The sequence below is a fragment of the Sphingomonas sp. QA11 genome (assembly GCF_028473665.1).
GTDB lineage: Bacteria > Pseudomonadota > Alphaproteobacteria > Sphingomonadales > Sphingomonadaceae > Sphingomonas > Sphingomonas phytovorans.
Genome location: NZ_CP098774.1, coordinates 2,803,289 through 2,826,397, shown reverse-complemented (window position 1 = coordinate 2,826,397; position 23,109 = coordinate 2,803,289). Strand labels below are relative to the sequence as shown.

General features: G+C 61.6%; 19 protein-coding genes. 11 read left to right on the top strand and 8 right to left on the bottom strand.

Annotated features, from left to right (window positions below; genetic code table 11):
* Positions 1–213 precede the first annotated feature (213 nt).
* Complete coding sequence (locus tag NDN01_RS13110; protein WP_272621867.1) at positions 214–1,464, top strand: NRAMP family divalent metal transporter; 1,251 nt, start codon at positions 214–216, stop codon at positions 1,462–1,464.
* Positions 1,465–1,996: 532 nt separating this feature from the next.
* On the opposite strand, the gene NDN01_RS13105 is transcribed toward NDN01_RS13110, so the two are convergent.
* Complete coding sequence (locus tag NDN01_RS13105) at positions 1,997–2,812, bottom strand: GntR family transcriptional regulator (RefSeq protein WP_272621865.1); 816 nt, start codon at positions 2,810–2,812, stop codon at positions 1,997–1,999.
* Here NDN01_RS13105 and NDN01_RS13100 point away from each other — a divergent pair.
* The 3 genes from NDN01_RS13100 to NDN01_RS13090 all read left to right on the top strand — a co-directional run bounded on the left by NDN01_RS13100 (position 2,793) and on the right by NDN01_RS13090 (position 6,464).
* A complete protein-coding gene (locus tag NDN01_RS13100) occupies positions 2,793–3,656 on the top strand; it encodes a fumarylacetoacetate hydrolase family protein (RefSeq protein WP_272621864.1) in 864 nt (287 codons plus the stop codon). The two genes, NDN01_RS13105 and NDN01_RS13100, sit on opposite strands and share 20 nt — an antisense overlap.
* Positions 3,657–3,680: 24 nt before the next feature.
* On the top strand, positions 3,681–5,291 hold the full coding sequence (locus NDN01_RS13095; RefSeq protein WP_272621862.1) for an FAD-dependent monooxygenase: 1,611 nt from the start codon (positions 3,681–3,683) through the stop codon (positions 5,289–5,291).
* A 123-nt stretch (positions 5,292–5,414) separates the two neighbouring features.
* Entirely contained in the window at positions 5,415–6,464 is a 1,050-nt protein-coding gene (locus tag NDN01_RS13090; RefSeq protein WP_272621860.1) for an aromatic ring-hydroxylating dioxygenase subunit alpha, read from the top strand.
* Between the two features lie 108 nt (positions 6,465–6,572).
* Here NDN01_RS13090 and NDN01_RS13085 read toward each other — a convergent pair whose 3' ends face one another.
* Together NDN01_RS13085 and NDN01_RS13080 are read right to left on the bottom strand one after the other, a co-directional pair.
* The gene (locus tag NDN01_RS13085) at positions 6,573–8,129 is read right to left on the bottom strand and encodes an amidohydrolase family protein (protein ID WP_272621858.1); all 1,557 of its coding nucleotides are present in this window, start codon (positions 8,127–8,129) and stop codon (positions 6,573–6,575) included.
* A gap of 20 nt (positions 8,130–8,149) precedes the next feature.
* Positions 8,150–9,328 (bottom strand): cytochrome P450, encoded by a 1,179-nt coding sequence (locus NDN01_RS13080; RefSeq protein WP_272621856.1) that lies wholly within the window; start codon positions 9,326–9,328, stop codon positions 8,150–8,152.
* Between the two features lie 152 nt (positions 9,329–9,480).
* Here NDN01_RS13080 and NDN01_RS13075 point away from each other — a divergent pair, with 152 nt between their 5' ends.
* A complete protein-coding gene (locus NDN01_RS13075) occupies positions 9,481–10,350 on the top strand; it encodes a 3-keto-5-aminohexanoate cleavage protein (RefSeq protein ID WP_443025247.1) in 870 nt (289 codons plus the stop codon).
* A gap of 111 nt (positions 10,351–10,461) precedes the next feature.
* On the opposite strand, the gene NDN01_RS13070 is transcribed toward NDN01_RS13075, so the two are convergent.
* Both NDN01_RS13070 and NDN01_RS13065 read right to left on the bottom strand, forming a co-directional pair.
* Positions 10,462–11,397 (bottom strand): VOC family protein, encoded by a 936-nt coding sequence (locus NDN01_RS13070; protein ID WP_272621854.1) that lies wholly within the window; start codon positions 11,395–11,397, stop codon positions 10,462–10,464.
* Between the two features lie 147 nt (positions 11,398–11,544).
* Complete coding sequence (locus NDN01_RS13065) at positions 11,545–12,504, bottom strand: LysR substrate-binding domain-containing protein (protein ID WP_272621853.1); 960 nt, start codon at positions 12,502–12,504, stop codon at positions 11,545–11,547.
* 84 nt (positions 12,505–12,588) lie between these two features.
* On the opposite strand from NDN01_RS13065, the gene NDN01_RS13060 reads away from it, so the two are divergent.
* The 6 genes from NDN01_RS13060 to NDN01_RS13035 all read left to right on the top strand — a co-directional run bounded on the left by NDN01_RS13060 (position 12,589) and on the right by NDN01_RS13035 (position 20,299).
* Entirely contained in the window at positions 12,589–13,818 is a 1,230-nt protein-coding gene (locus tag NDN01_RS13060) for a Rieske 2Fe-2S domain-containing protein (RefSeq protein ID WP_272621851.1), read from the top strand.
* Between the two features lie 90 nt (positions 13,819–13,908).
* Entirely contained in the window at positions 13,909–15,258 is a 1,350-nt protein-coding gene (locus tag NDN01_RS13055) for an MFS transporter (protein WP_272621850.1), read from the top strand.
* Positions 15,259–15,924: a nuclear transport factor 2 family protein gene (locus tag NDN01_RS13050; RefSeq protein ID WP_272621848.1), complete on the top strand. Its 666-nt coding sequence runs from the start codon at positions 15,259–15,261 to the stop codon at positions 15,922–15,924.
* A gap of 74 nt (positions 15,925–15,998) precedes the next feature.
* Positions 15,999–17,048 carry an aromatic ring-hydroxylating dioxygenase subunit alpha gene (locus NDN01_RS13045; protein ID WP_272621847.1) on the top strand — a complete coding sequence of 350 codons (1,050 nt, stop codon included), beginning with the start codon at positions 15,999–16,001 and terminating at the stop codon, positions 17,046–17,048.
* A 409-nt stretch (positions 17,049–17,457) separates the two neighbouring features.
* On the top strand, positions 17,458–19,758 hold the full coding sequence (locus NDN01_RS13040) for a TonB-dependent receptor (protein ID WP_272621845.1): 2,301 nt from the start codon (positions 17,458–17,460) through the stop codon (positions 19,756–19,758).
* 223 nt (positions 19,759–19,981) lie between these two features.
* Positions 19,982–20,299: a 2Fe-2S iron-sulfur cluster-binding protein gene (locus tag NDN01_RS13035; protein ID WP_272628195.1), complete on the top strand. Its 318-nt coding sequence runs from the start codon at positions 19,982–19,984 to the stop codon at positions 20,297–20,299.
* Here the strand turns inward: NDN01_RS13035 and NDN01_RS13030 are convergent.
* Genes NDN01_RS13030 through NDN01_RS13020 form a run of 3 tightly spaced genes read right to left on the bottom strand, consistent with a single transcriptional unit; the run spans position 20,220 to position 22,885 of the window.
* Positions 20,220–21,209, bottom strand: a complete 990-nt coding sequence (locus NDN01_RS13030; RefSeq protein WP_272621843.1) for a glycosidase — start codon at positions 21,207–21,209, stop codon at positions 20,220–20,222. The genes NDN01_RS13035 and NDN01_RS13030 overlap by 80 nt on opposite strands.
* Positions 21,210–21,212: 3 nt before the next feature.
* Positions 21,213–21,980, bottom strand: coding sequence for an SDR family NAD(P)-dependent oxidoreductase (locus NDN01_RS13025; RefSeq protein ID WP_272621842.1), 768 nt, complete (start codon positions 21,978–21,980; stop codon positions 21,213–21,215).
* A 20-nt stretch (positions 21,981–22,000) separates the two neighbouring features.
* The gene (locus NDN01_RS13020) at positions 22,001–22,885 is read right to left on the bottom strand and encodes an aldose 1-epimerase family protein (RefSeq protein ID WP_272621841.1); all 885 of its coding nucleotides are present in this window, start codon (positions 22,883–22,885) and stop codon (positions 22,001–22,003) included.
* Between the last annotated feature and the right edge of the window lie 224 nt (positions 22,886–23,109).

Below are 23,109 nucleotides of genomic sequence, written 5' to 3'. Positions count from 1 at the left end.
AGCCTATCGCCGATCGCGCAGTAAAATCAAAGGTGTAACGACGAGCTGTTATCCGGTTGTGAGCCAATGTCCTGGCTAACTTAATCGCGATCAATGCGAATTCGGTCGGCTTGCGCAACTCCGTCTCATAAGCAGCGTTTCGCTCGTGAAACATAAAGGGAAGGCATGGTCACTGGGCTGCTCCCTTTACGATAGAGCGAGTGGAGCAAAAGCATGAGCATCCTCGACAAGGTCAAGCGGCTTGGCCCGGGGCTTGTGACGGGGGCTGCCGACGATGACCCGAGCGGGATCGCAACCTATTCGCAAGCCGGGGCTCAATTTGGCACCGGTCTGATGTGGACGATGACGCTGTGCTATCCCCTCATGGTCGCCGTGCAACTCGCCAGTGCGCGAGTCGGGCGCGTAACGGGGCGGGGCTTGGGGAACAGTCTCGGCAAGATCATGCCGCGCTGGCTGGTGATCCTGTTGATCGGGCTGCTTTTCATTGCCAATACGATCAATGTCGGCGCGGATCTCGCCGCGATGGGCGAGGCGTCTTCGCTGGTCGTCGGCGGCTGGACTCACGGTTTCACCATCTTCTTTGCGATCCTCTCGCTGCTCCTCCAGCTGTTCGTGCCCTATCACCGGTATGTGAACATCCTGAAATGGCTCACGCTCGTCCTCTTCGCCTATATCGCGCTGATCTTCATGGTGAAGGTCGACTGGCACGCAGCGGCGACAGGCCTGGTTATTCCAACGATTGTCGGGGCAGGAGCGGTCACCACGGTCGTTGCCATCTTTGGCACGACGATCAGTCCCTATCTTTTCTTCTGGCAGGCGGCGCAGGAGGTCGAGGACCTCGACCAGAGTGACGAACGGGAGCCGCTGAAGAAGAAGCCGACACAGGCGCCCGATGCGCTCAGTCGTATCCGGTGGGATACTTTTGTCGGCATGGCGGTGTCCAGCATCGTCGCGCTCGCGATTATTCTCGGCACCGCGACGACGCTGCACGCCGCCGGCAAGACCGACATTCAGAGTGCCGCCGACGCCGCCCAGGCGCTCAAACCTGTTGCGGGCAATCTGGCGTTCGCCGTCTTCAGTCTCGGCATCATTGGAACCGGCTTGCTGGCGGTGCCGGTTCTGGCGGGCTCATCGGCCTATGGGATCTGCGAGATCGGCGGCTGGAACGCCAGCCTCGAGCACAAGCCAATGCGGGCAAAGGCCTTCTACGCTGTGATCACACTTGGCATGCTGCTCGGCCTCGCGATCAACTGGTCTCCTGTCAGCCCAATGAAGGCATTGTTCTGGAGCGCGGTGATCAACGGCGTGGTGGCGGTGCCCGTCCTCATCGGACTGATGATCGTCGTATCGAAACAAAGCATCATGGGTGAGTTCGTGGCCTCCACGTCGCTCAAGTTTTTCGGTTGGCTTGCAACCGGCGTGATGGGGGCGGCCGCGGTCGCGATGGTCGCCTTTCCAGGCTAAAGCAGCGCATGTCGAACAACCGGCGCGCGCGGAAATGTCGTTGAGTGGGCCCCGCTAAATGGGTTGGCGCGGCGGGCAGCGTATTGCGCTGGCGATCACGGCCCTGCTCGGGGCGTTGATGGCCCGCTGACGCGGATCCGGTCCAGCAGCCGGGCTGGTTTAGTCGCCTTGCTCGCCGTCACGTTGATCATTTTGCGGCAGGCAGTCCGCCAAAGTGAAATGGTGAGCATTGACAAGACCGCACCGAGATCGGGATGTGGTGATGCGCAAAGGCACCGTTGCCGCTTCCTGCAGAATGCCATCCGCTGAAGCGATCTGGCGACGATGGAAGCCGGCCGTGGCGCATTGGCGCGAGAGATGGTGGCGCCGCCGCTCCAGGCGCTGGGCCTATACGAGCCCCATAGACTGTAATCGATTGGTATCGGGCTCACCCGGACGGAAGACGAACTGGCAGGGTTATTGAAGAGGCCATTTTAGTAGTAGAGTTCGTCAGCTGAGCACCGGTGTGGCCGGCGCCCACCAATATTTTGGTTCAGCCAGCTGAATTGACGGCGCTGCTTCCGCGCGATGCTTCGACGATCAAGGAAGCGGTTCTGTCGAAATGGGCGCGGGCGAGCTTGGCCAGCGCGTCAGCGTCGCGGTCGAGCGCCGCGTCGACCAAGCCCTGGTGCTCGGCATCGACGTCGCGAGAGCGGTCGACGTTCCACGCGAGAACGCGATAGCGTTCGAGTTGCTGGTAGAGCTGTGCGTTCAGCGCCAGTAGCCGAGGACTGTCTGCGCCATTGACCAGCGCCCGGTGGAACTGTTCGTGTTGCGCCAGCCATTCCATGTTAGGAGTGTCGTCGATCACGCGAGGCGTGCGACGCAGCCGATGGGCGGTCCCGAGCACATTTGCCTCCCATGCGGCATCGCCCTCCGCGACGGATCTACGGAGCGCGATCTCTTCGATGTCACAGCGCACGCGTGTGAGGTCGAGAAGATCTTCGATCGAGATCGGCGCCACGGTGAACCCATATTGATCGCGAAAGACGACGAAACCTTCGGGGACGAGCCGGGACAGGGCCTCGCGGATCGCGCCCGGGCTGACCTCGAGTTGCGCGGCGATATCGTTGATCTTCAGTTTCTCGCCCGGACTGACGCGGCCGGCAAGAATATCTGCCTTGAGCGCCGCATAGGCGGCGCTGCTTTGGCTCCGTGGACCTGTCCGCTCAGCGGCTTCGCTATCGATCAATCTCAACATAAATATATATTGCTCCAAAAAATTGTTAGTGGCAAGGCTCCGTGAACGATTGGTCAGACACGGCCGGATTTCGGTGGAGGGGTCAAGCATGAAACTGGTGCGCTTCAATGATGGGGGGTGCCCGGCGCTCGGTGTGGTGCGCGGAGAAGGGGTGGTGAGCCTCGCCTCGCTCCAGAAAATATATCCTACGATGCTGTCGCTGATCGCTGGTGGGGAGGCGGCCTTGGCGAAGGTGCGTGAGTTGCACGACAACGGGCCGTCACATGCGCCGCTAGCCGAGGTGGCGTTGCTGGCCCCAGTGGAGAGGCCCGGCAAGTTCCTTGCCATCGGCATGAACTATCGGAAGCACATCGAAGAGGCCAAGAGATTGGGAGTGGCCATTCCGGATCATCAGTTCTGGTTCAACAAGCAGACGAGCTGCGTGGTGGGTCCATATGACGACACCGATCCGGGCGTAACGCAGATGCTGGACTATGAAGTCGAGCTATGCGTCGTGATCGGCAGGCCGGCGAAGGGTGTGAAGTCCGAGGATGCGGCAGCTCACGTGTTCGGCTACATGGTATGCAACGACGTGTCGGCTAGGGATTGGCAGAAGCATTCGCCGACCTTCACCGTGGGCAAGTCTTTCGACTCGCATGGGCCCATAGGTCCCTGGATCGTGACTGCCGACGAGATACCGGACCCGCACGCGTTGCGCCTTCGGTCGTTCGTCAACGGCCAGCCGCGCCAGGACGGCAACACAAGCGAGCTGGTCTACGATATCTGGGATCAGATCAGCTATCTGTCGACGGCATTCACTCTCGATCCCGGTGACTTGATCGCGACCGGCACGCCCGACGGGGTGGGGGTGGCGATGACCCCGCCGCAGTTTCTCAAGCCGGGCGATGTGGTGCGATGCGAGATCGAAGGCGTGGGCGCCATAGAGAACAAGGTGGTCGTGCCGGCGGCCTAGACCGATGCTTCAGGAGAGCGGACGATGATAGAGACCGACGTTGTAGTCGTCGGAGCCGGACCAGTCGGGCTGGCGGCATCGATTGAGTTGGGCATGCGAGGTGCGCGCGTAGTGCTGGTGGAGCGCAACTCCCGTGTGGGAGTGGCGCCCCGGGCCAAGACGACCAATGTGCGCACCCGCACGCACCTGCGTCGTTGGGGGATCGCCGAGCATTTGGCGCACGAGGCTCCTTTCGGCATCGACTATCCGAACAACATGGTGTTCGTGACGCGCATCGGGCCTGGAGGACACGAGCTCGCGCGTTTCGGCAACGCGTTCAACGCATCACCCGAACGTGATCCGCGTTATCCCGAGCATGGCCAGTGGGTGCCGCAGTACAAGCTCGAAAAGGTTCTGCTTGAAAAGGTGCGCGAGCTTCCAAATGTCGAGGTGCGGTTCGACACGTCTTTCGTGAGCGCCCAGGAGGATGACGGGGGCGTGACGGTGACGCTTCGCTCCGATTCCGATTTTCAGATTCGCTCTGCGTACATGATCGGTGCCGATGGCGGCCGCAGCGCGGTCCGCAATCTCATCGGCGCGAAGCTGGAGGGACAGCACGGCCTGTCCCATCACTACAACATCATCTTCCGTGCCCCGGGCATGTCGACGCAGCACGACTTCGGACCTGCGGCAATCTACTGGCAGATCGGCAAGGATGGCTTTAGCGCGGTCGGGCCGATGGACGTCGACGATCTCTGGTTCTTCAGCCCCGGAGGCGCGAAACCCGGTACATCCTTGAGCGATGATCAAGCCAGGAGCCTGATCCGTGAACGTACCGGTGTAGACCTTCCCTTCGAGATACTTAGCGCTGACAGCTGGACGGCGAGCGAGTTGCTCGCCGACAAATATGCCGAGGGCAGGATCTTTCTCGCGGGCGACGCGTGCCACCTTCATCCGCCGGCCGGCGGCTATGGCATGAACATGGGCGTTGGCGACGGAGTCGACTTGGGATGGAAGATCGCCGCTGTCCTTCATGGCTGGGGCGGGGACGCGTTGCTTGCCAGCTACGAGGCGGAGCGCAGGCCGGTACACCGCGCGGTGATGGATGAGGCGATGGCGAACTACGCCATCTATGTTGCGCCACCGCCTCCCGAGATCGAACACGATGGCCCGGTCGGGGAGGCGATCCGCGCCAAGGTCGGCGGCGGCATCCAGGCAAGCAAGGCGCGCGAGTTTCGCACGCTGGGAACAGTCCTGGGCCTTTGTTACGCGGACTCGCCGGTTTTGGTCGAAGAAGGGACTGCTATCCCCGAACGCGATAGCCAGAACTACGTCCCAACCGCTCGTCCCGGCTGCCTGGCGCCGCATGCCTGGCTCGCGGATGGCCGATCACTTTACGATCTGTTCGGAGACGGCTTCACGTTGCTCGCGGACACCCGCGCCGATCCGGCCGACGTCGCGACTGCCGTCACACAGGCGAGTCAGGCAGGCGTGCCGCTCAAGGTCATTCAGCTGGATGATGTCGATGTCGCGGCGCTCTATGGAGCGCGCTTGGCGCTGGTGCGGCCTGATCAGCACGTTGCCTGGCGCGGCGACCGATGGGCAGCGGTGCTTGACGTGGTGACGGGGCGGAAGGCCGTCGCGCGGGGCGCATGACCTCTCCCACATCGCAATTCCGATGATAGCGGCTGGGAAGCCCTTCGGCGCACGCAGTCGCAGCGTCGTGGCTGCATCTATCCGCGCGCCTTTCGCACTGGACGCAGCGGTGGGAGACGACGCATGACCTACCTCCGCAATGCTTGGTACATGGCTGGGTGGATGGACGAGGTGACCGTCGAGCATGGGCTGGCTCGAACGCTGCTCGACGAGCCCGTCTATATCTACCGCGATGTGGCCGGCGAAGCGCACGCTTTGCTGGATCGCTGTCCTCACCGCTTCGCCCCGTTGAGCATGGGCCGGCGTGACGGCGACGTGGTGGTGTGTGCTTATCATGGGCTCGGTTTCGGCGGCGCCGGCAGGTGCGTCCGAAATCCTCACGGCCCGGTCACCAGATCGCTCGACGTCCGCAGCTACCCGGTTGCGGAGGCTCATCGGATCCTGTGGATATGGATGGGCGACCCTGCGCTGGCCGACCCGATGTCCATCATGGATCTGTCGTTCCTTTCAAGCGCGACCGAGGCTTCTTTCAACAACGGGTACATCAACGGTCACGGGCATTATCAGCTGTTCGTCGACAATATTCTGGACCTCTCGCACACCGACTACCTGCATCCGGACACGCTTGGCGGAGGAGCGATCTCACGCACTCGCGCGAAGGTTATGCAGCGAGACGATGGGGTAATCTCGATCTACTGGCACGTCGTCGATGATGTTCCGACACCGTTGTTCAGACAATTCCTTCCCGAGAAGACGGATCGGGTGGACAGTTGGACGGAGGTGGACTGGACCGCGCCCGGCGTAATGAAGCTTGTCAGCGGTGCCGTGGAAACCGGCGGCAGCCGTGCCGGCGCGCTCAACGTCGAAAACGTTCATATCTTCACCCCGAACACGTCGGTGAGCACGCATTATTTCTTTGCCTCGACACGGAATTTCGGTGTCGATAACGTCACGCTGAATGAGAGCATCCGTACCGCACGGGCGAGGATCTTCTCGTCCGAGGACGAGCCGATGATCGCCGCGCAGCAGCAGAGGATGGGAGACCGGGACTTTTGGTCGCTTCGACCCGCTTTACTCCGCACGGACGAGGGAGCCGTGAAGGTGCGAAGGCGAATGGACGAACTGATTGCCCGGGAAGCGTCTGAACTGGCCATCAACCGGAATATTGGCTGATATGCGCTACACGCCCCGTCGCTGAACAGCGTTTCGTTCTGTAGGACGTCGCCGGAATATGCGAACTCGCGTCGAACGAACAGTTTGCGGGAGGCGGCAGCTCCAGCCCTATCGAAGAAAGCCGCGACCTTTCGCAACCTCTGATCTTAGCGCGTCTAATTCGCGACGCGAGAAATAGCGTCCCGCGCGCACGATTCCGGCGATTTCGTGCAGATTCTCCACCGCCGCCAGCGGATCGCGATCGAGCAGCACCAGGTCGGCGTCATAGCCCTTGGCGACCAGCCCCAGCGTGTCGCGGCGCGACAGGTAGTCGGCGGCGTTGACCGTCGCCATCTGCAGGATGGCAAGCGGCGCGATGCCGGCGTCGCTGAGTTCCTTGAACTCCTGCCGTAACGTCAGGCCAGGCCCGAGAAATGAGCCGCCATCCGTACCGACGATCATCCGTACCCCGGCATCGGCGAGCAGCTTGGTCAGCGCCAGCTGCCGCGGATAGATCGTGCGATATGTTCCGCGTACGTGCTCGTCGCGCTCGGCCCACAACGCGGTCACGTCCCGCCAGCGTCTGACGCTCTTGGGCGGCAGGTACTCGAGCATCTCGTCCTGCTGATATTCCGGCGCGTCGGCGAAGCTCTGCGTCCGGATGCGGACCAGCGTCGGACATTGCCAACTGCCGTCGTCGACGAAGCGCGCCGCCATGTCCTCGGCGCGCGCGCGGCTGAAGCTCTCGCTCGCGCGACGCAGGCGATCGACATCGACGGCCTGCGAGAAAGCTGAAGGGTTGACCAGCATGCGTTCAAACTTCTTCAGCACGATCCGTTCGAGGAACGGGATCTTGAACGGTGGCAGCTTGATGATCTCGCGCCGATAGCTTTCCGCACGTAATCGCTCTTCGTCTATCGAGCAGCGCACCCAGACCGTGCTGCCCGGGCCGAGATGCTCGATTGAGCGGAACCCGGCCGCAGTGGCTTCGACAGGATCAGTGCCTTCCTGCAAATGGCCAAGCACGGGAATGCCGATGCGGCGCCCTTCCTCGATCGCGGCGAAGAAGGCGTCAGGGTTGGCAAACCCCATCTTCACGAAATCTGCCCCTTGAGCCTTCTGCTTGCGGACTTCTTCGCGCACCCGATCGGGCGACGCGGCGTTGAACGGAGTGAGAATAGATCCCGGTGTCTGCAGCAATTGCGGCGCGGCATGGCCGATCGGCAGCTTGCCGTCGCGGCGTTTGGCGAGGAGGGCGGGGGAGCCCGACATCTGGCGGAACCCGGTCACGCCCTCCGCGAGCATCAGCGCCAGGCTGCCCGAGGGGTCGGCGAGCTCGAGCACGTGGCTGTGCATGTCGTTGTAGCCGGGTACGACGAACTTGCCGGCGGCATCAACCCGTTGCACGCGGTCGGCGGAGGCATCGACGGTCGGCACCACCGCGGCGATGTAGTTGCCATCGATCACGATCGTCATGCCGGGCGTCTTGCCGCCGTCGCGCGGATCGACCACGGTGACGCCGTCGATGTACAACCGGCCGAGCGTGGGCGCGGCGCGCGCCGCCGTCTCCGCTCGCCGTGCCTTCGCCCCGGGGCGGATCCAGTCGAGCGCCGAGTATCGGAACGCCGACCGCGCATAGGCATAGGCGCAGCATGGACAGGCGCTTGGATGGGTGATGGCGTTCATATCGTGAAAACCCGGGCGTTTCAGGCCTTCTCTATGCGGTAGGGCAGCGATGTGAACCCGTACAGCCCACGATTGGTGCCCGGCACGGGGCTACCAGCCTCCAGCTTGACGCCGGCCTCGACCATCGCCTCGAGCAGCACCTCCATCTCGATTCGCGCAAGGTGCATGCCGGCGCACATGTGCTGGCCGGTTCCCCAGGCCAGGTGATCGCGGGAGTCGCGGGCGATATCGAATCGATCGGGGTCTTCGTAATGGCGCTCGTCGCGGTTGGCGCAACCATAGAGCAGCATCACGCGCGACCCCTTGGGCACGATCGCGCCATCGACCCTATAATCCTCCACGGCGACGCGCGAAAACCACCGCAGTACTGAGTCGCGGCGGACGCCTTCGAGCACCGCCGAGGGGATGAGCTCGGGACGCGCGCAGAGCAGTTCCCATTGCGAGGGATAGGTCGCGAGGTTGGCCAGTAGATGGCCTTTCGCGAGGATAGTCGTGTCTAGGCTCGGGATGACGTAGGCGCTGATTGCAGCCATCGCCTCCTGCATTGACAATCGTCCGGTTTTCGCGGCCGCGAACAATTCGCCTGCCCAGCTGCCGTCGCGCACGGTATCGTCGCTGAGGGTTGCCATGAAGCCGATCGCCTCGCGCAACGAGATCAGGTCGGCGGGATGTTGATCGGGACCGATGACGTTGAACGCCGCGGCTGCCCAGTCGAGCATCCGTTCGCGTCCCACCGCAGGCAGTCCGACGAAATGCGAGACCGCCTCGACGGGGAGGAAGCGGGCGAGTTCGGACATGGCATCGAACCATCCTCGGCCAACCAGGCTTTTCACCCGCTCCACGATCATGGCCTTCAGGTCGGGTCGCACCTCCCTGAGACGGCCTGGCGAAAGCGGTCGCATCACGGTCAGGCGGAGACGGCGATGCAGGTCGCCATCCGACTGGATCACGTTCATACCCTTTGGAGCGTTGAAGGCTTCGCTAAACCCTACGCCCTCGCCATTGATCAGTCGGTCAGAATCCCTGAGCGCCGCCTGCACGTCGGCGAACCGCCCGATGGCGTAGACGTCAGGCCGAACGAGCCGGGAGACCGGTCCGGCGTCGCGCAGCGTTCTGTAGTCTTCGAAGGGATCCTGCAGGCTTGCGTCGGAAAACAGGTCGATGTCCAACGCGGGCGTCTCTGCGGCTATCGCGCTCATATTCCTCTCCGCTCCCTTGTAAAAATGACTGGCGCTCTCGATTTGAGGATGCAATAAATATATTTATCAAAAATGCTTATAAGTCGAGGGAAATAATAGTGGGAAAGGTGATCATTACATGTGCCGTGACGGGGGGCATCCACACGCCGTCGATGTCGCCGCATTTACCCGTCACTGCAGAACAGATCGCCGATGCCGCTGTCGGTGCGGCCGAGGCGGGCGCGGCGATCGTGCACCTGCATGCGCGCAACCCGGCTGACGGTCGTCCGAGCCAGGCGCCCGAGTTGTTCGAGCCGTTCCTGCGGTCAATTAAACAGCGCTCCGACGTCGTCTGCAACCTGACCACCGGTGGCGCGCCCGGCATGACCGTCGAGGAGCGCATCCGCCCTGCCGCGACCTGGCGGCCCGAGGTCGCGAGCCTCAACATGGGGTCGATGAACTTCGGCCTGTTCCCGATGCTCAAGCGGTTCAAGTCGTTCGAGCACGACTGGGAACCGGCGATGCTCGAGTCGACGCGCGACATCGTCTTCCGCAACACTTACGCCGATATCGAACACATCCTGACCACACTCAATGAGGCTGGCACGCGGTACGAGTTCGAGTGTTATGACACGTCGCACCTCCACAACCTCCATTATTTCTACAGCGAAGGATTGGTGAAGGGGCCTTTGTTCATCCAGACGGTGTTCGGGTTGCTCGGTGGCATCGGGTCGCATCCCGACGAGGTGTTGCATATGAAGCGCACCGCCGACCGCCTGTTCGGCGATGATTACCGCTGGTCGGTGCTGGCTGCCGGCCGCGCGCAGATGCCGGTCGCGGCGATGGCGGCGGCGATGGGCGGCAACGTCCGCGTGGGGCTCGAGGATTCGCTGTGGATCGGCCCCGGGCGACTCGCCGAAAGCAACGCGCAGCAGGTTCGGCAGGTGCGCCAGATCATCGAGGGGCTGGGGCTCGAAGTCGCCACGCCGGCGGAAGCCCGTGACATCCTGCACCTGAAAGGCGGCGACAAGGTCGCCTTTTGATTCACCACCCCAATAAAATATCAAGGTGCATCATATCGGGTGCGCCGCGTGAAAAACGATGAGGCTATCTAGTGGCGAGGACCGGGACGTCCGATCCTCGCCGATATCGATTCAGGCGGCGAAATCGGCCGGGGCGTCTGGGCCCCATTGGTGGCCCATCATCGTCGGGATATCGGTGATGTTCGGCGCAACGCTCGCGTCGAACAAGTCGCCATCGGTCCAATGCTCGACGCGATGGCCCCATGGATCCTTCCAATAATCGAACACCTGGCTCCCCAGGATGTGACGGCCCACCCCCCAATCGTGATGATACCCCTTGATTTCGAGATGCCTGCTGCCGGCCATCAGGTCGTCCAGATCGGCGACCTCGAATGCTGCGTGATGGAATTGTGCGGGCAGTCCCGGGACCGACGCGAAATTGAGCGTGTGATGATCTACCGTTTCGCTCCCACGATCGCACCGGATAAATAATGCGGCAACGTCACCGTTCGGCGTGCGGACTTCGTCGGAAACCAGCAAGCCGAATCGACTCTGCCACCATTTCCAGCTCTCGGCCAGGTTTGTCACATTGAGCACGACATGGCCCAGGCGGATGACGTTGGCTGGCCCCGCTGCTAGCCGTTTGGCGCGTCCCTCGCGCTCGCGGCGCGCGATTACATTCCAAGAGTCGCGTGAGCCGTGAGAAAGTTCAGGCGCGCGTGCCTTCTCGGCAATCGCTTCCACGACGAAACCGTCCGGATCGCGCAATGCGACTCTGAAACCGCCGCCGGGGCCAGTTGCAGCTTCGACCGCCCCGCCTTCGATCTTCGCAAGCGCTTCGAGATCATCCAGGCTCCGCACGCGCATGGTTAGCCCGGCGAAGCCCGCCGCTCCTTCAATCGTCTCGTGAACGAATGGCGCGCTGCCCGTGCCACGCATCCGCAATAGCCCGTCACCCGCATCGTCCGCATCCAGCAAACCGAAATCGATCAGAAATTGGTGCATCTGGCTCAGATCTGGCGCCGAAAAACGAACCGCCTCCACGTCGAGCGCCTTTGCTATTGTCACCTCATCCTCCCAGTTCTCGGTCTCGCGAACTGCGTCGCGTAAACCCTGCTAAAGGAAGCATCGATATCAGAAAAAAATATATTATCTACAGTTTAATGGATTTCGGCCCGGCGCGCATGACGCAATGTCCTCAGCGGGGGTTTGCCGCTAGCGCGTCAGCGCCTCAGTGCCGGGCAACGTCGCGGCGTGGGCGATTGCCGCGCGTCTGAAGAGATCGCTTAGAATTTCAGCGGCGGGCGCGAGCGGGATCGAGGCCCGTTTCACGATGCATATCCTTGAGGATGCCAGTTGCTCCGCCACCGGTATGCGGACGAGGCTGCTTCTTATTCCGATCAGCCGGTCGAGCTGTTGAGGCAGCGCGGTGAGCAGATCGGACGAACCGGCGATGAAGATCATGCTCAACATCGTCTCCGCGCGCACGACGGCCTGCGGCGCGGGCAACCCGTGCAAGCTGAATTGGGCGGCGAGATCGTCCATCGGATTCTGCGCCACGGACATCGAAACCCACCTCGCCTCCGTCAGTTCGGAGAGCGATTTAGCCCCGGCCAGCCGGTGCCCCCGGCGGCAGAATATTTGTCGACGGTTTTCGAAGAGCGGCTCGATCAACATCTTGCTGTGGAGAGCGTAAGCCGGTGGAATGGGGCCCACGTAGAAATCCACGGTTCCGTTGCTGATCTCCGCTTCGATGTTCTGGAACAGGCTTTCCTTTATTGTCACGTGGACGTCCGGCTCGCGCCTTCGAAAGGCGTCGATGACCTTGGGGAGCAATCCCGCGTGCGCGACGAAAGAGAGACCGACCGTTACGGTTCCGACCCGTCGACCTGTCAGTTGGGCGACTTCTTCGCCAATTCGCTCGACCTCGGACTTTATTCCGCTGGCTCTACGCAGGACGGTCTGGCCAATTTTCGTCAGAACCATGCCGGATCCCGTTCGCTCGAAGAGCGTCGCGCCGAGTTCCTGCTCCAGTTCGCGTACGCTGCGCGTGACAGCCGGCTGCGTGATTCCCATCTGCCGGGCTGCGCCCTGAACGCTGCCGCGCTCGGCGACCGCGACGAAGTTCCTGATCTGACTTAGCCTCACTTCACTCTCACTATAATTTTCAGGCATTGCTGAAGCGTTATAGGCATTAGTCACGGATTTCCACGAAGCCTAGCATCCCGGCTGTGAATAATATGGGAAAGGATGCCCTCCATGACTGACGCATCGGCCGTCGCACAGCCACTGACCGGCACCGCCTATGGCCATCCGCAGCCAACCGCTGAGAAGTTGCTGACCGAAGTCGGCCCAGGGACGCCGTGCGGAGAATTTTTCCGCCGCTACTGGTTGCCCGTTCGCGCGTCTCACAACGTGACAGACCGACCCCAGCAGATTCGCATTCTGGGCGAGGACCTTATTCTGTTTCGCGACAAGGACGGCCGTCCGGGCCTGCTCTTCCCCCACTGCATGCATCGTGGCACATCGCTTCTATATGGTCGGGTAGAGTCGGGGGGTATCCGCTGCTGCTATCATGGCTGGAAATTCGACGTCGAAGGAAACTGTCTTGACCAGCCTTGCGAGCCCAAGGGCGGCCTGAACCGGGCGTCGGCTCGCCAGCCATGGTATCCCCTTCGCGAGCAATACGGCACGATTTGGACCTATATGGGGCCGCCCGACAAGATGCCGCTACTGCCGAAGCTGGAGCACCTTGAGCAATTAGAAGAGAATGAGCGCTATTATGTGCTCGACAACAGTTTCTCCGCCCACGCTGATTTGAATGGTCCCGAAGTTGTGCCTTATTCGTGGCTCAACCTCAATGACAACAACATGGATCCCTTTCATGTGTTCTACTTGCACTCCAATAACGGGGTGACGCACTTCGACGCGCGCATGGCTGTTCTGCCTAAAGTCGACTGGGAGGAGATCGACCGGGGCGTCATATACCGGGCGGAGCGCGATCTGCCCGATGGCCGTCATATGAAGCGCATTCTTACATGGCTTGCCCCCAACATGACCGTCAACCCGGGGGCGATCGTGGGCGCCGGAGGACATGTCTCGATCTTCGTTCCCGTGGATGACAACCATGTTCGCGCGATCAACATCCTGAAGGTCGGGCCGGATTTCAAGCGTCCCTTCTCCGATCTTGGTCTGGGCGATCTTAAGCCATGGTCCGAAATGACGGCCGAGGAACGTCAGGATGCCCCCAACGACTATGAGGCGCAGTCGACGCAAGGCCCCAACGGCCTGCCCAGCCACTCTCAGGAGCATCTCGTCACGTCGGACAAGGGCATCGGCCTGCAACGTCGCGTCCTTCGCCGGGAGATCAAAAAAGTGCAGAACGGCGGGGATCCCATCAACATCGCATACGAACCGGGCAAGGAAGTGCTGACGGTGCCGTCGGGCAACTTCTATACTCAGCGGACCGCGGAAGCGGCATCGGCGTGATTGCACCGCATGCCGCGCGTCTGATCGTTGCCCCTGTCGAGATTCGTTGCAGTTCTTCGCGGCCGAAGCCTGGCAGGAAAGACTGAGCCGATGAAGATGGAGGCAAAGCGCGATACGTCCGGGATCGACGTCTCAGGATACACCCTCGATGCGCTGCCGATGCGCAGTCGGCAGTTCATCGTTCTCGGGGTGACGATGCTCCTCGCGATTCTGGACGGCTACGACGCCCTCGCGATGGCGCTGGTGGCTCCCGCCGTCACGCGCGAATGGCACCTGGGTAAGGGTTTCCTCGGGATCATTCTCTCGAGCAGCCTGATGGGCATGGCCATCGGTTCCATCTTTCTATCTCCGATCGCCGACCGGCTCGGACGTCGACCCCTTCTGCTTGGCGGTCTGGCCGCGATGACCTTCGGGTCAATGATGGCCGGCGTCGCTTCAGGTCCGCAGATGCTCGCTGCTGGGCGATTCGTCACGGGTCTCGGGATCGGCGCGGTGGTCCCGTTGACTGCCCTGTTCGCGGCGGAGTTCGCCAACCGCCGCGTTCGTCCGATCGCCGTGGCGGCGATCGCGACGATCGGCTTCCCCGTGGGGGGCATTCTGGGCGGTGTCCTGGCATCGGCCGCCTTGCCTGCGCTGGGCTGGCATTGGATATTCCTGCTGGGCGCGATTGGCGGGGCTGTCCTTGTCATACCCGTTCTGCTTTTCCTGCCTGAGTCACCCGCATACCTTCTGACCTGCGGAGCACCAGACGCCCTTCCGCGGATCAACCATGTCCTCGCTCGCCTAGGTCACCGGCCGCTTGCGGCAGTACCGGCCGCGCCGGTCGAAGCGGTCCGGCAACCATATCGGGTGCTTTTCTCGGCGGGGGCCGCGGCGACGACCGCGAGGCTCATTGCGATCAACCTGCTGATGGCCACCACGACATTCTACATCATCAACTGGCTTCCGCAGCAGATCTCCGACCTCGGATTTTCCTTGACCGTCGCGAGTTCGGTGTCAGCCGTCTCCCACGCGACGGGCATGCTCGGCGGCGTCGTGATAGGGTTGCTCGCAATCCGCTTCGCGGCAACCCGCCTGGCGGGACTGATGATGATCGGTTGCACCGTTGCACTGCTCATACTCGGCCACGCACCACCGGTACTCGCTGTCCTGATGACAGCCGCCTGCATATACGGCTTTTGCGGCGTCGCGAGCACCGGGTTGTTCTACGGCATCCTGACGTCAAGCTTCGCCCCCTTGCAGCGCGCATCGGGCATCGGACTGGTAATAGGTGTGGGGCGCGCGGCCAGCGCCGTCGCCCCGGCAATGGCCGGCTGGATGTTCGCCGAGGGTTTTTCGCGAAGCACCGTCTCGATGATTTTCGCCTGTGGTCCTCTGATCGCGGCGCTGTTGGTCTGGCGGATACCCGTAGCATCCGGAAACACTGAGGAGGCACGATAAGTGGTGGAGGAAGATACTCGGCTTGCACGATCCTACGAGAGATCGTCCACGCTTGAGGACATCGTGGATCGTTCGGCCATCCGGGATTTGCTCGAGAACTGGGTCGTCTTGCGCGATGCCGGCGATTGGGATCGATTCTCAGATCTGTGGCATCCCGACGGCCGGATGAATGCGACCTGGTTCAGCGCCACCGCGCCGGAGTTCATCGCCGGGTGTCGCAGGATGTTCGACGCCAGCGTGATCGGTCTGCATGCGCTCGGCGGATCGAGCATCGAGATCGTGGGCCAGCGAGCGGTCGCGCAAACCAAGATGCAAATCCTGCAACGGGGCAAGCTGGATGGCGTCGACGTCGACGTGACCTGCCACGGGCGGTTCATGGACGCCTTGGAAGTCCTCGACGGTCGCTGGCGGCTGCTTTTGCGCCAGCCCGTCTATGAGATCGATCGTATCGACACGGTCCGCCCAGACGCCCGCCTCGAACTCGATGACGAAATCTTGAACGGTTTTCCCATTGGCTATCGGCATCTCGCGTACCTTCAGACGAAGATGGGGTTTGACGTGAGCCGCGATCTGCCGGGGACGCGGGGACCGGAAATTGCAGCCCTGGACGAGAGGTTGCAGCGTTGGCTTTCGCATGGAGACCGCGGACATCTCTTCGCGAGCTAGCCGCCGGGGGGGGGGGGGGGCGCCAGGTCGGGCGCACTTTTCCTTGGCCGGCGCGTGGCATAACGGAGAAAAGTATGACCTTCCTCAGAAGTTGCTGGTATTTGGCGGCCTGGTCCGATGAGGTCGTGGATGCACCCTTCGCGCGGACGATCCTCAACGAGCCGGTGGTGATATACCGGACGAGTGGCGGCGACGCCATCGCGCTGTCGGACCGGTGTCCTCACCGCTTCGCGCCACTCCACCTGGGTAACGTGAAAGACGATCGCATCCAGTGCCCCTATCATGGGCTCGAGTTCGATCGTGAAGGGAAGTGCGTGTTCAATCCGCAGGCTGACGGCGCGACCCCCGTCGCCGCGAGGCTCAGGAAATATGCGCTAATCGAGATCTATGGCGGTTTGTGGATCTGGATGGGCGATCCGGAGACGGCGGACGTGTCGTTGCTTCCGGACCTGTTCTTCCTTCGTCCCGAGTCTGGCTATTCCCGCATGACGTCATATGTGCACACGAGCGCGAACTACGAGTTGATGTCTGACAACATTCTCGACCTCTCCCACGTCGCCTTCGTCCACCGGGCGACGTTCAACGCCGACGAGGCAAGTGCTGCGGTCAAGCCGCGCACGCGCCAGGAAGGCTCCCGTGTCTACTATGAGCGTGCCTGGCGCCAGGATCGACCGTCGCCGATGTTCGCCGCGCTCTACGAGGTGGATGAGCCCGTTGACGTGTGGAGCGACGTGATCTGGGATGCCCCGGCGTTGATGACGCACATTAGCGGGCTGACGCCAGCGGGAACGCCACGGGAAGGCGCGCGTGAGATCCGCACCGTTCATTTCATGACTCCCGAAACGGATCGATCGACCCACTATTTCTGGGCCGGCACGCGATCCTTCAGGCACAACGAGCCCGATCTCGACGCTCGTCTCCTCAGCGTGGTGGAAAGGGCGTTCGGCGGTGAGGACAAGCCGATGATCGAGGCGCAGCAGGCGATGATGGGCGACCAGGACTTCTGGACTTTGAAACCGCTGCTTCTCCGCGGCGACGCTGCTGGAGTTCTGGCCCGACGCGCGCTCGCGAAGCTGATCGCGGAGGAGTCGAAATGCGGCGTTGATCAGCGCGCCGAGACCTGATGCGGCAGGGCAAACTTGCCGCCACGATGCTCTGTGGTCATTCGTAGCAGCGTCGAGGGCCAGCTCGACCGAGCAACTATAGGGGCTTAACCGAGATGTGAGGCGGCCCTGACCTTGCCGGGAACGCCTCTTGACCTGGGCCCTTCTGCGGTTGGGCGAAGACCTTACAAAAAATATATTATCTCGACCTTGTGATTAAGCAATGTGACGAGGCGCAACGGTCATAGATGAGCCGTCTTTCTGGCGCCGCAGGGGTTCAGCACTGCATCGACAAGGCAATTGCCAGACATAAGGCACGAGCTCGAGATGAAAAAAATCGCTTTGCGATTATAAACTATTTTTCTAAGGTGAGTCTCGATTCGGTCGTCGATAGGGCCGGACGTATAAAAACGGCTCCGGGGAGGGGAAAATGCGTATTAGACCGTGGTCGCTCGCATCGGGCGCTTTGATCGCCGCGATTCCGGCGATGGCTCAGGCGCAGTCTGCGCTCCCTTCGAGCCAGGCTGGTGCTGGATCGAGCAAGGCGGATATTGATCCGGCAAGGGATGACGCCGGCGTCAACGATATCATCGTCACCGCTAATCGCCGTTCAGAGAACCTGCAGAACGTTCCTATCTCCATCGTTGCGTTCAAGGGCGAGACGCTTACCAAGTTGGGCATTCAGAGCACCAACGATCTTCCACAGATCACGGCGGGCCTTAGTCAGGCCCGTACCTTGGTGGGCGTGAACGCCTTCTTGCGTGGCGTCGGCACGACAAGCGCGGGCTACAGCACGGAAGTGCCTATCGCGACGTATCTTGACGGTCTGTATCTGCCGAACTCGGCCTCGTCGGCGTTCTCCTTCAACAACATCGAACGAATTGAGGTTCTTAAGGGGCCGCAGGGCACGCTATATGGGCGCAACACCACCGGCGGCCTGATCCATGTCATTACTCGCGACCCTGGCAGCGAGTTGGCGGTCGACGCATCGGCGAGCTATGCGAATTACCAAACGACCCAGTTCAACTTCTATGGCTCGGTGCCGATTAGCGAAACGCTCGCGGCCAACGTCGCTGTCGTGTACATTAACCAGGCCGATGGTTGGGGCCGGAACCTCTACACGGGGAGCGACGTCTACAAGTTCAAGGACTTCGGGATACAGGGGAAACTGCAGTGGCGCCCGAGCGCTGATACGACCGTCACATTGCGCGGGTTCTACGACAACGTCAAAACCGATCAGGGTAACGGCCAATATATCTTTCCAGGTTCGGTAGGTGCCGACGGATCCGTATTCCGTGGAAAATTCCTCATTAATGAACGCATCGACCCTTCGGCGAAGCAGCGCCAATACAATGTATCTCTTAAAATCGAGCAGCGGTTCGGTTTCGCGACGCTTACGAGCACCACTGGCTACATCGATAACCGTTCGCCAAGTCTTTCGGTGCAAAGCGGTAACTTTGGTAACCTCGTAGCCGGCCAAGGCGCGGTCTTCCTCGGCGGGCTGCAAACCGCGAAGACATTCAGTCAAGAACTCCAACTGGCATCGTTGGACTCCGATTCGAAGTTTTCGTGGATCATTGGCGGCTTCTATTATCGCGACAGGACGGAAATCATATCGGACGTCTACGGCGTGTGCGTCGGGACGGTATGTGTCGCGCCTGTGCCTACGCGCACCGACGGCATTCAACGCACCAAGTCATATTCGGGTTATGCGGATGGCACCTACGAAATTACGCCGACGACCAAGGTGACGCTAGGTCTACGCTACACGAGCGACAATAAGACGCTTGATGGGCTTCTCACGCCTCTGGCTGGTCGACCGAACTCGATCCCTGTTCTCCCGTCGACGACGGTGACGAGGCCGGGACAACCTTTCACCGGGTTCCCGAATGGAATCGACACCGACGTTACATTTGGAAAGGTGACCTATCGTGCGGTGCTTTCTCAGGAACTGGCGTCGGAGGTCAATCTCTATGCGTCCTACAATCGGGGTTTCAAATCGGGCGGTTTCAACCCGATAAGCTTTACGAACCCTGCCTCGCGCCCGGAAGTTCTCGACGCGTTCGAGATTGGCTTCAAGTCGCGAACTGCCAATCACGTCCTGCAAGTCAATGCGTCAGCGTTCTACTATGACTACAAGGATATTCAGCTGCGCACTACAGCGCCGCCGGCACCTCCAGGAGGGTCGCTTCTTTACAATGCGGCGAGAGCACATATCAAAGGGGTCGATCTTGATATTGTCTTGGCCCCAGCAAAAGGTTTGACCTTCACTCTCGCGGCGGAGTTGCTTGATGCAAAATACAGTGAGTTTCCAGGCGGAATTTGCACAACCCCCCGGGTCGTTACAGGCACCGTGTTAGGTGGCTTCACGAGCGCTGTATGCGACCTGTCGGGCCGTCAATTGCCAAATGCGCCGAAGTTTTCCTACGTACTCGGCGTGAACTACGAGGTCGACACGAACATCGGGCGCTTGGAGTTCAATGCGAGCGATGGATTCAAGTCGCACTATTTCTGGGAGCCGGAAAATCGCCTGCGGCAGGATGCCTTTCATGTCGTGAGCGCAGCGGTGACTTGGACGCCTACCAATTCACGGTTCAGCTTTCAGGCTTTCGGGCGTAACCTGTTGAATGAATACTACCTCGCTGGGGCAGGGGCCGGTACGGGCGGCAATGACGTCGCTGGACCGGCAGCGCCTCGAACATATGGGATCAAGGCGCGGTACAAATTCTGATTGGCCCCGGCGTGAAAGGGTTGTCGGGCAGATTTGGCTTGCCCGACAATTTGTTCACCGTGAGCTGGGCACGGCCAAAGCGGCGATACTCATCGTCGGGGGGCGGCGACGCTGACTGTTCCCGCCACATCGCGATCGGCTGACGATCATGTGTAAGCTCAGTTAATAGAGGACAGGAAGCCATGCGGTTCTACCGGATTATTGATTGCTCGACGGTACATTCATGCCGCAACTAGTGGTCACGACGCGAGATGGGGATGTTCATCACGTCGAGGCGAGTTCCGGTCGCTCTGTCATGGAGATCATCCGAGACGCGGGCATAGACGAGTTACTGGCGTTGTGCGGTGGATGTTGCAGCTGTGCGACCTGTCACGTTCACGTCGAGCCAGCTTGGTTCGAGCGACTGCCCGCGAAAAACAGCGATGAGAGCGATCTCCTCGATAGTTCGGCGGACCGCAATGTCACCTCGCGCTTGTCATGCCAAATCCCGTTCGATGATGCGCTTGACGGGCTGGTTTTGCGGATCGCTGCCGAGGATTGAGGAGCCGTCGAGCTGAACTTGTGTACTGTCCTATCAGCGCGCGGCGTAGCAAGCGGTCCTCAAGCGAATAATAAAGTGCGATCCGGTCGCCCATGATGACCGTCGATGCAGCGAAGGCAATGTCGGTAGCACTTCGGTCGGTCGCTGGGGGCGGCATCAGCATCGGCTCCAGGCCGCGCCCGGTGACGCGCGTAAAATCGGCATCGAAACTGATCCAGCCGATCCGCCAGCGCGCGTCATGTGTGGCGCCGTTGTAGAACATCACCGGATCCTGACCGGGCAATTGGATGATCGGCCCGGTCGAGAGATGCCAATTGTCCCAACTGTCCTCTCGGATGCCGAACGGATCGGGCAGATTATTCCATGGGCCTTCCGGAGACGAACCACGCGCCATGCCGATGCGCGACGCCTCATTGGCGGCATATTCGTAGAACAGGCGCCAGTCACCGGTCGCGGTCTGGGCCAGCGTCGCCTCTTTGATATTACCTTCGCCGGGCGGTGCCTTGAGCACGAGTTTCTTCTCGTGAAGCGCCTCCAACGTCGCACCGGCAACGAGGATCATCGAACCTTGTGTGTGGGCGGCATCGACACCTGTATAATAGACGAGATAGCTGCCGTCGGCCTTGACCAGCACGGTAGGATCCTCGCAACCGCCGGCATCGTCAGGACCTGGGCCGGGCGCCAGTACGGGCCGGTCATCCATCGCGAACGACAGGCCGTCGCTGCCGTGGCCGCCGAGGATCAGGCCCGTCGGATCGGTCGGCCCGAGCGGGTGCGGCACACCGCGCACCATGATGCGATAGACATCTTTCTCCTGCCACACGAACGGGCTCATCAGATCCATCGCGCCGATCAGCGGACCTCCCGTCAGAACGACGGTGTCGAGTTGTTCGACCGCATAGGTGATCATCGCTCAGGCCCCTTGCGCGACGGTGAGGGACAGCGCCCCGTCGATCGTGACGGTCGTGCCGGTGATGTAGTCGGCGGCGGGTGACAGCAGGAACGCGACCAGCGCCGCGACCTCGTCCGGGCGACCGGCGCGGCGCCATGGGATGGCAGCCTCCTTGGCGGCGAGTTCTTCCGGATGATCGAGCGCCGACTGGTTCATCGGCGTCAGGATCATGCCCGGCGCGACCCCGTTCACCGCTATGCCGCGGGGCGCGAGTTCGAGCGCCAGCGTCGCGGTCAGTTGCGACAGCCCGCCCTTGGCCGAATCATAGTCGACCCCGCCGGGGCGCGGGGCGCGTTCGTGGATCGACGAGATGTTGACGATGCGCCCCTTTGCGCCCTTCGCCTCCAGCCCGCGGACCAGTTGGCGGCAGGTCAGGAACGGCCCGTAGAGATCGGAGCGGATGACGCGATCGAATTGCGCCAGTTCCATATCGGCGATCATCACGCCGCTCATGTTGAGACCGGCGGAATTGACCAGCAGGCTGACCGTACCGAAGGCCTTTTCGGCCGCCGCGAACAGCTGCGCCACGGCGGTTTCGTCACCGACATCGGTCTGCACCGCGATGGCGCGATCATCCCCGCCGATCGATGCGCAGACCGCGCGGGCGGCGGCCTCATCCCGGAAATAGGTGATGACGACGCGCGCGCCGCCGTCGCCCAGCGTCTTGGCGCAGGCGGCACCGATGCCGGATTCCCCACCGGTGACGATCGCGACCTGATTGCCGAACATGTTCTCTCCCAAAGGTTGCGCTAGGGTGCGACGAGCGTGATGCTCATCGCCATGGTACGCGTGTCGCTCGGTGCGACCTCGAAGATGCCGGGCTTGTCGCGGATGTCGCCGGCGAAACCGACAGGATCGGAAAAACCATGCCATGGTTCGATGCAAAGGAAGCCGGCGCCCGGCTTGGTCCACACCCCGAGCGTCGGAAAATCAGCGAAGGAGAGCTTGATCTGCGGGCCGGTCGACGCTCCATAAACGACGGTGCGACTGTTCAGCGCATCGAAGATCAGCGCGTCCGCGACGAACAGATCGTCGCGCAGGGTGAGGACGTTACCGACGACTGGCGTGGGCTCGAGCGTCGGGAGAAGGAAACCGTCGCTGTCGATGCGGCGGATAGGCGCGGGTTCCTCGTCGGTGAAGAGGAGGCGATGCTCGTCGCGCGGTTCGCCATAGGGCAGGGGCCAACGCAGCGCGGGATGGAAGCCAAAACTGGCCGGCATCGGCTCAGTGCCGTGATTGGCGATGGTGGCCGATACGGTTAGCGTCGCGTCGACAAGAGTGAAGGCGATGTCGAGCTGGAACTGGAACGGGTAGATCGCGCGGGTCTCCGCCGTCGCGCGCAGTCGGAAGGTCGCGCTGGTATCGTCATGCGCGGCGAGTTCGAACAGCGCGTGGCGTGCGAAACCATGCTTGGGCATGGCGTAGTTGTTGCCGTTGAGGCGATATTGTCCATTCTCCAGCAGGCCGATGACTGGAAACAGGATCGGCGCGCGGCCGCGCCATATGGTGGGATCGCCGTTCCATTGCAGCGGGTTGCCACAGCCATCGACGAGCGATTGCAGTTCGGCGCCGAGCGTCGAGATTTCCGCGGTGAGATAAGCCGACGAAATGCTGACAAGGGTCCAACCGTGCATCGATAAACTTTTGCCATCCGTCCTGGCAAAGCGCCCGTGACAAATGCGTCATGGGTTATCGATCCTGCTCTGGATCAGTGATTTTGAACCTCGCGGGCCGCGATCTCGGTAAGGCACGGCCAAAAGCGTACCCGCGGGCGGGCGATCAGCTGACCTCCCGCAATCTTCAAGTGCAATCCACGATCACCGTCCGGCCGGGCGTCCCTGTCAGGCTTGTCGTGCAT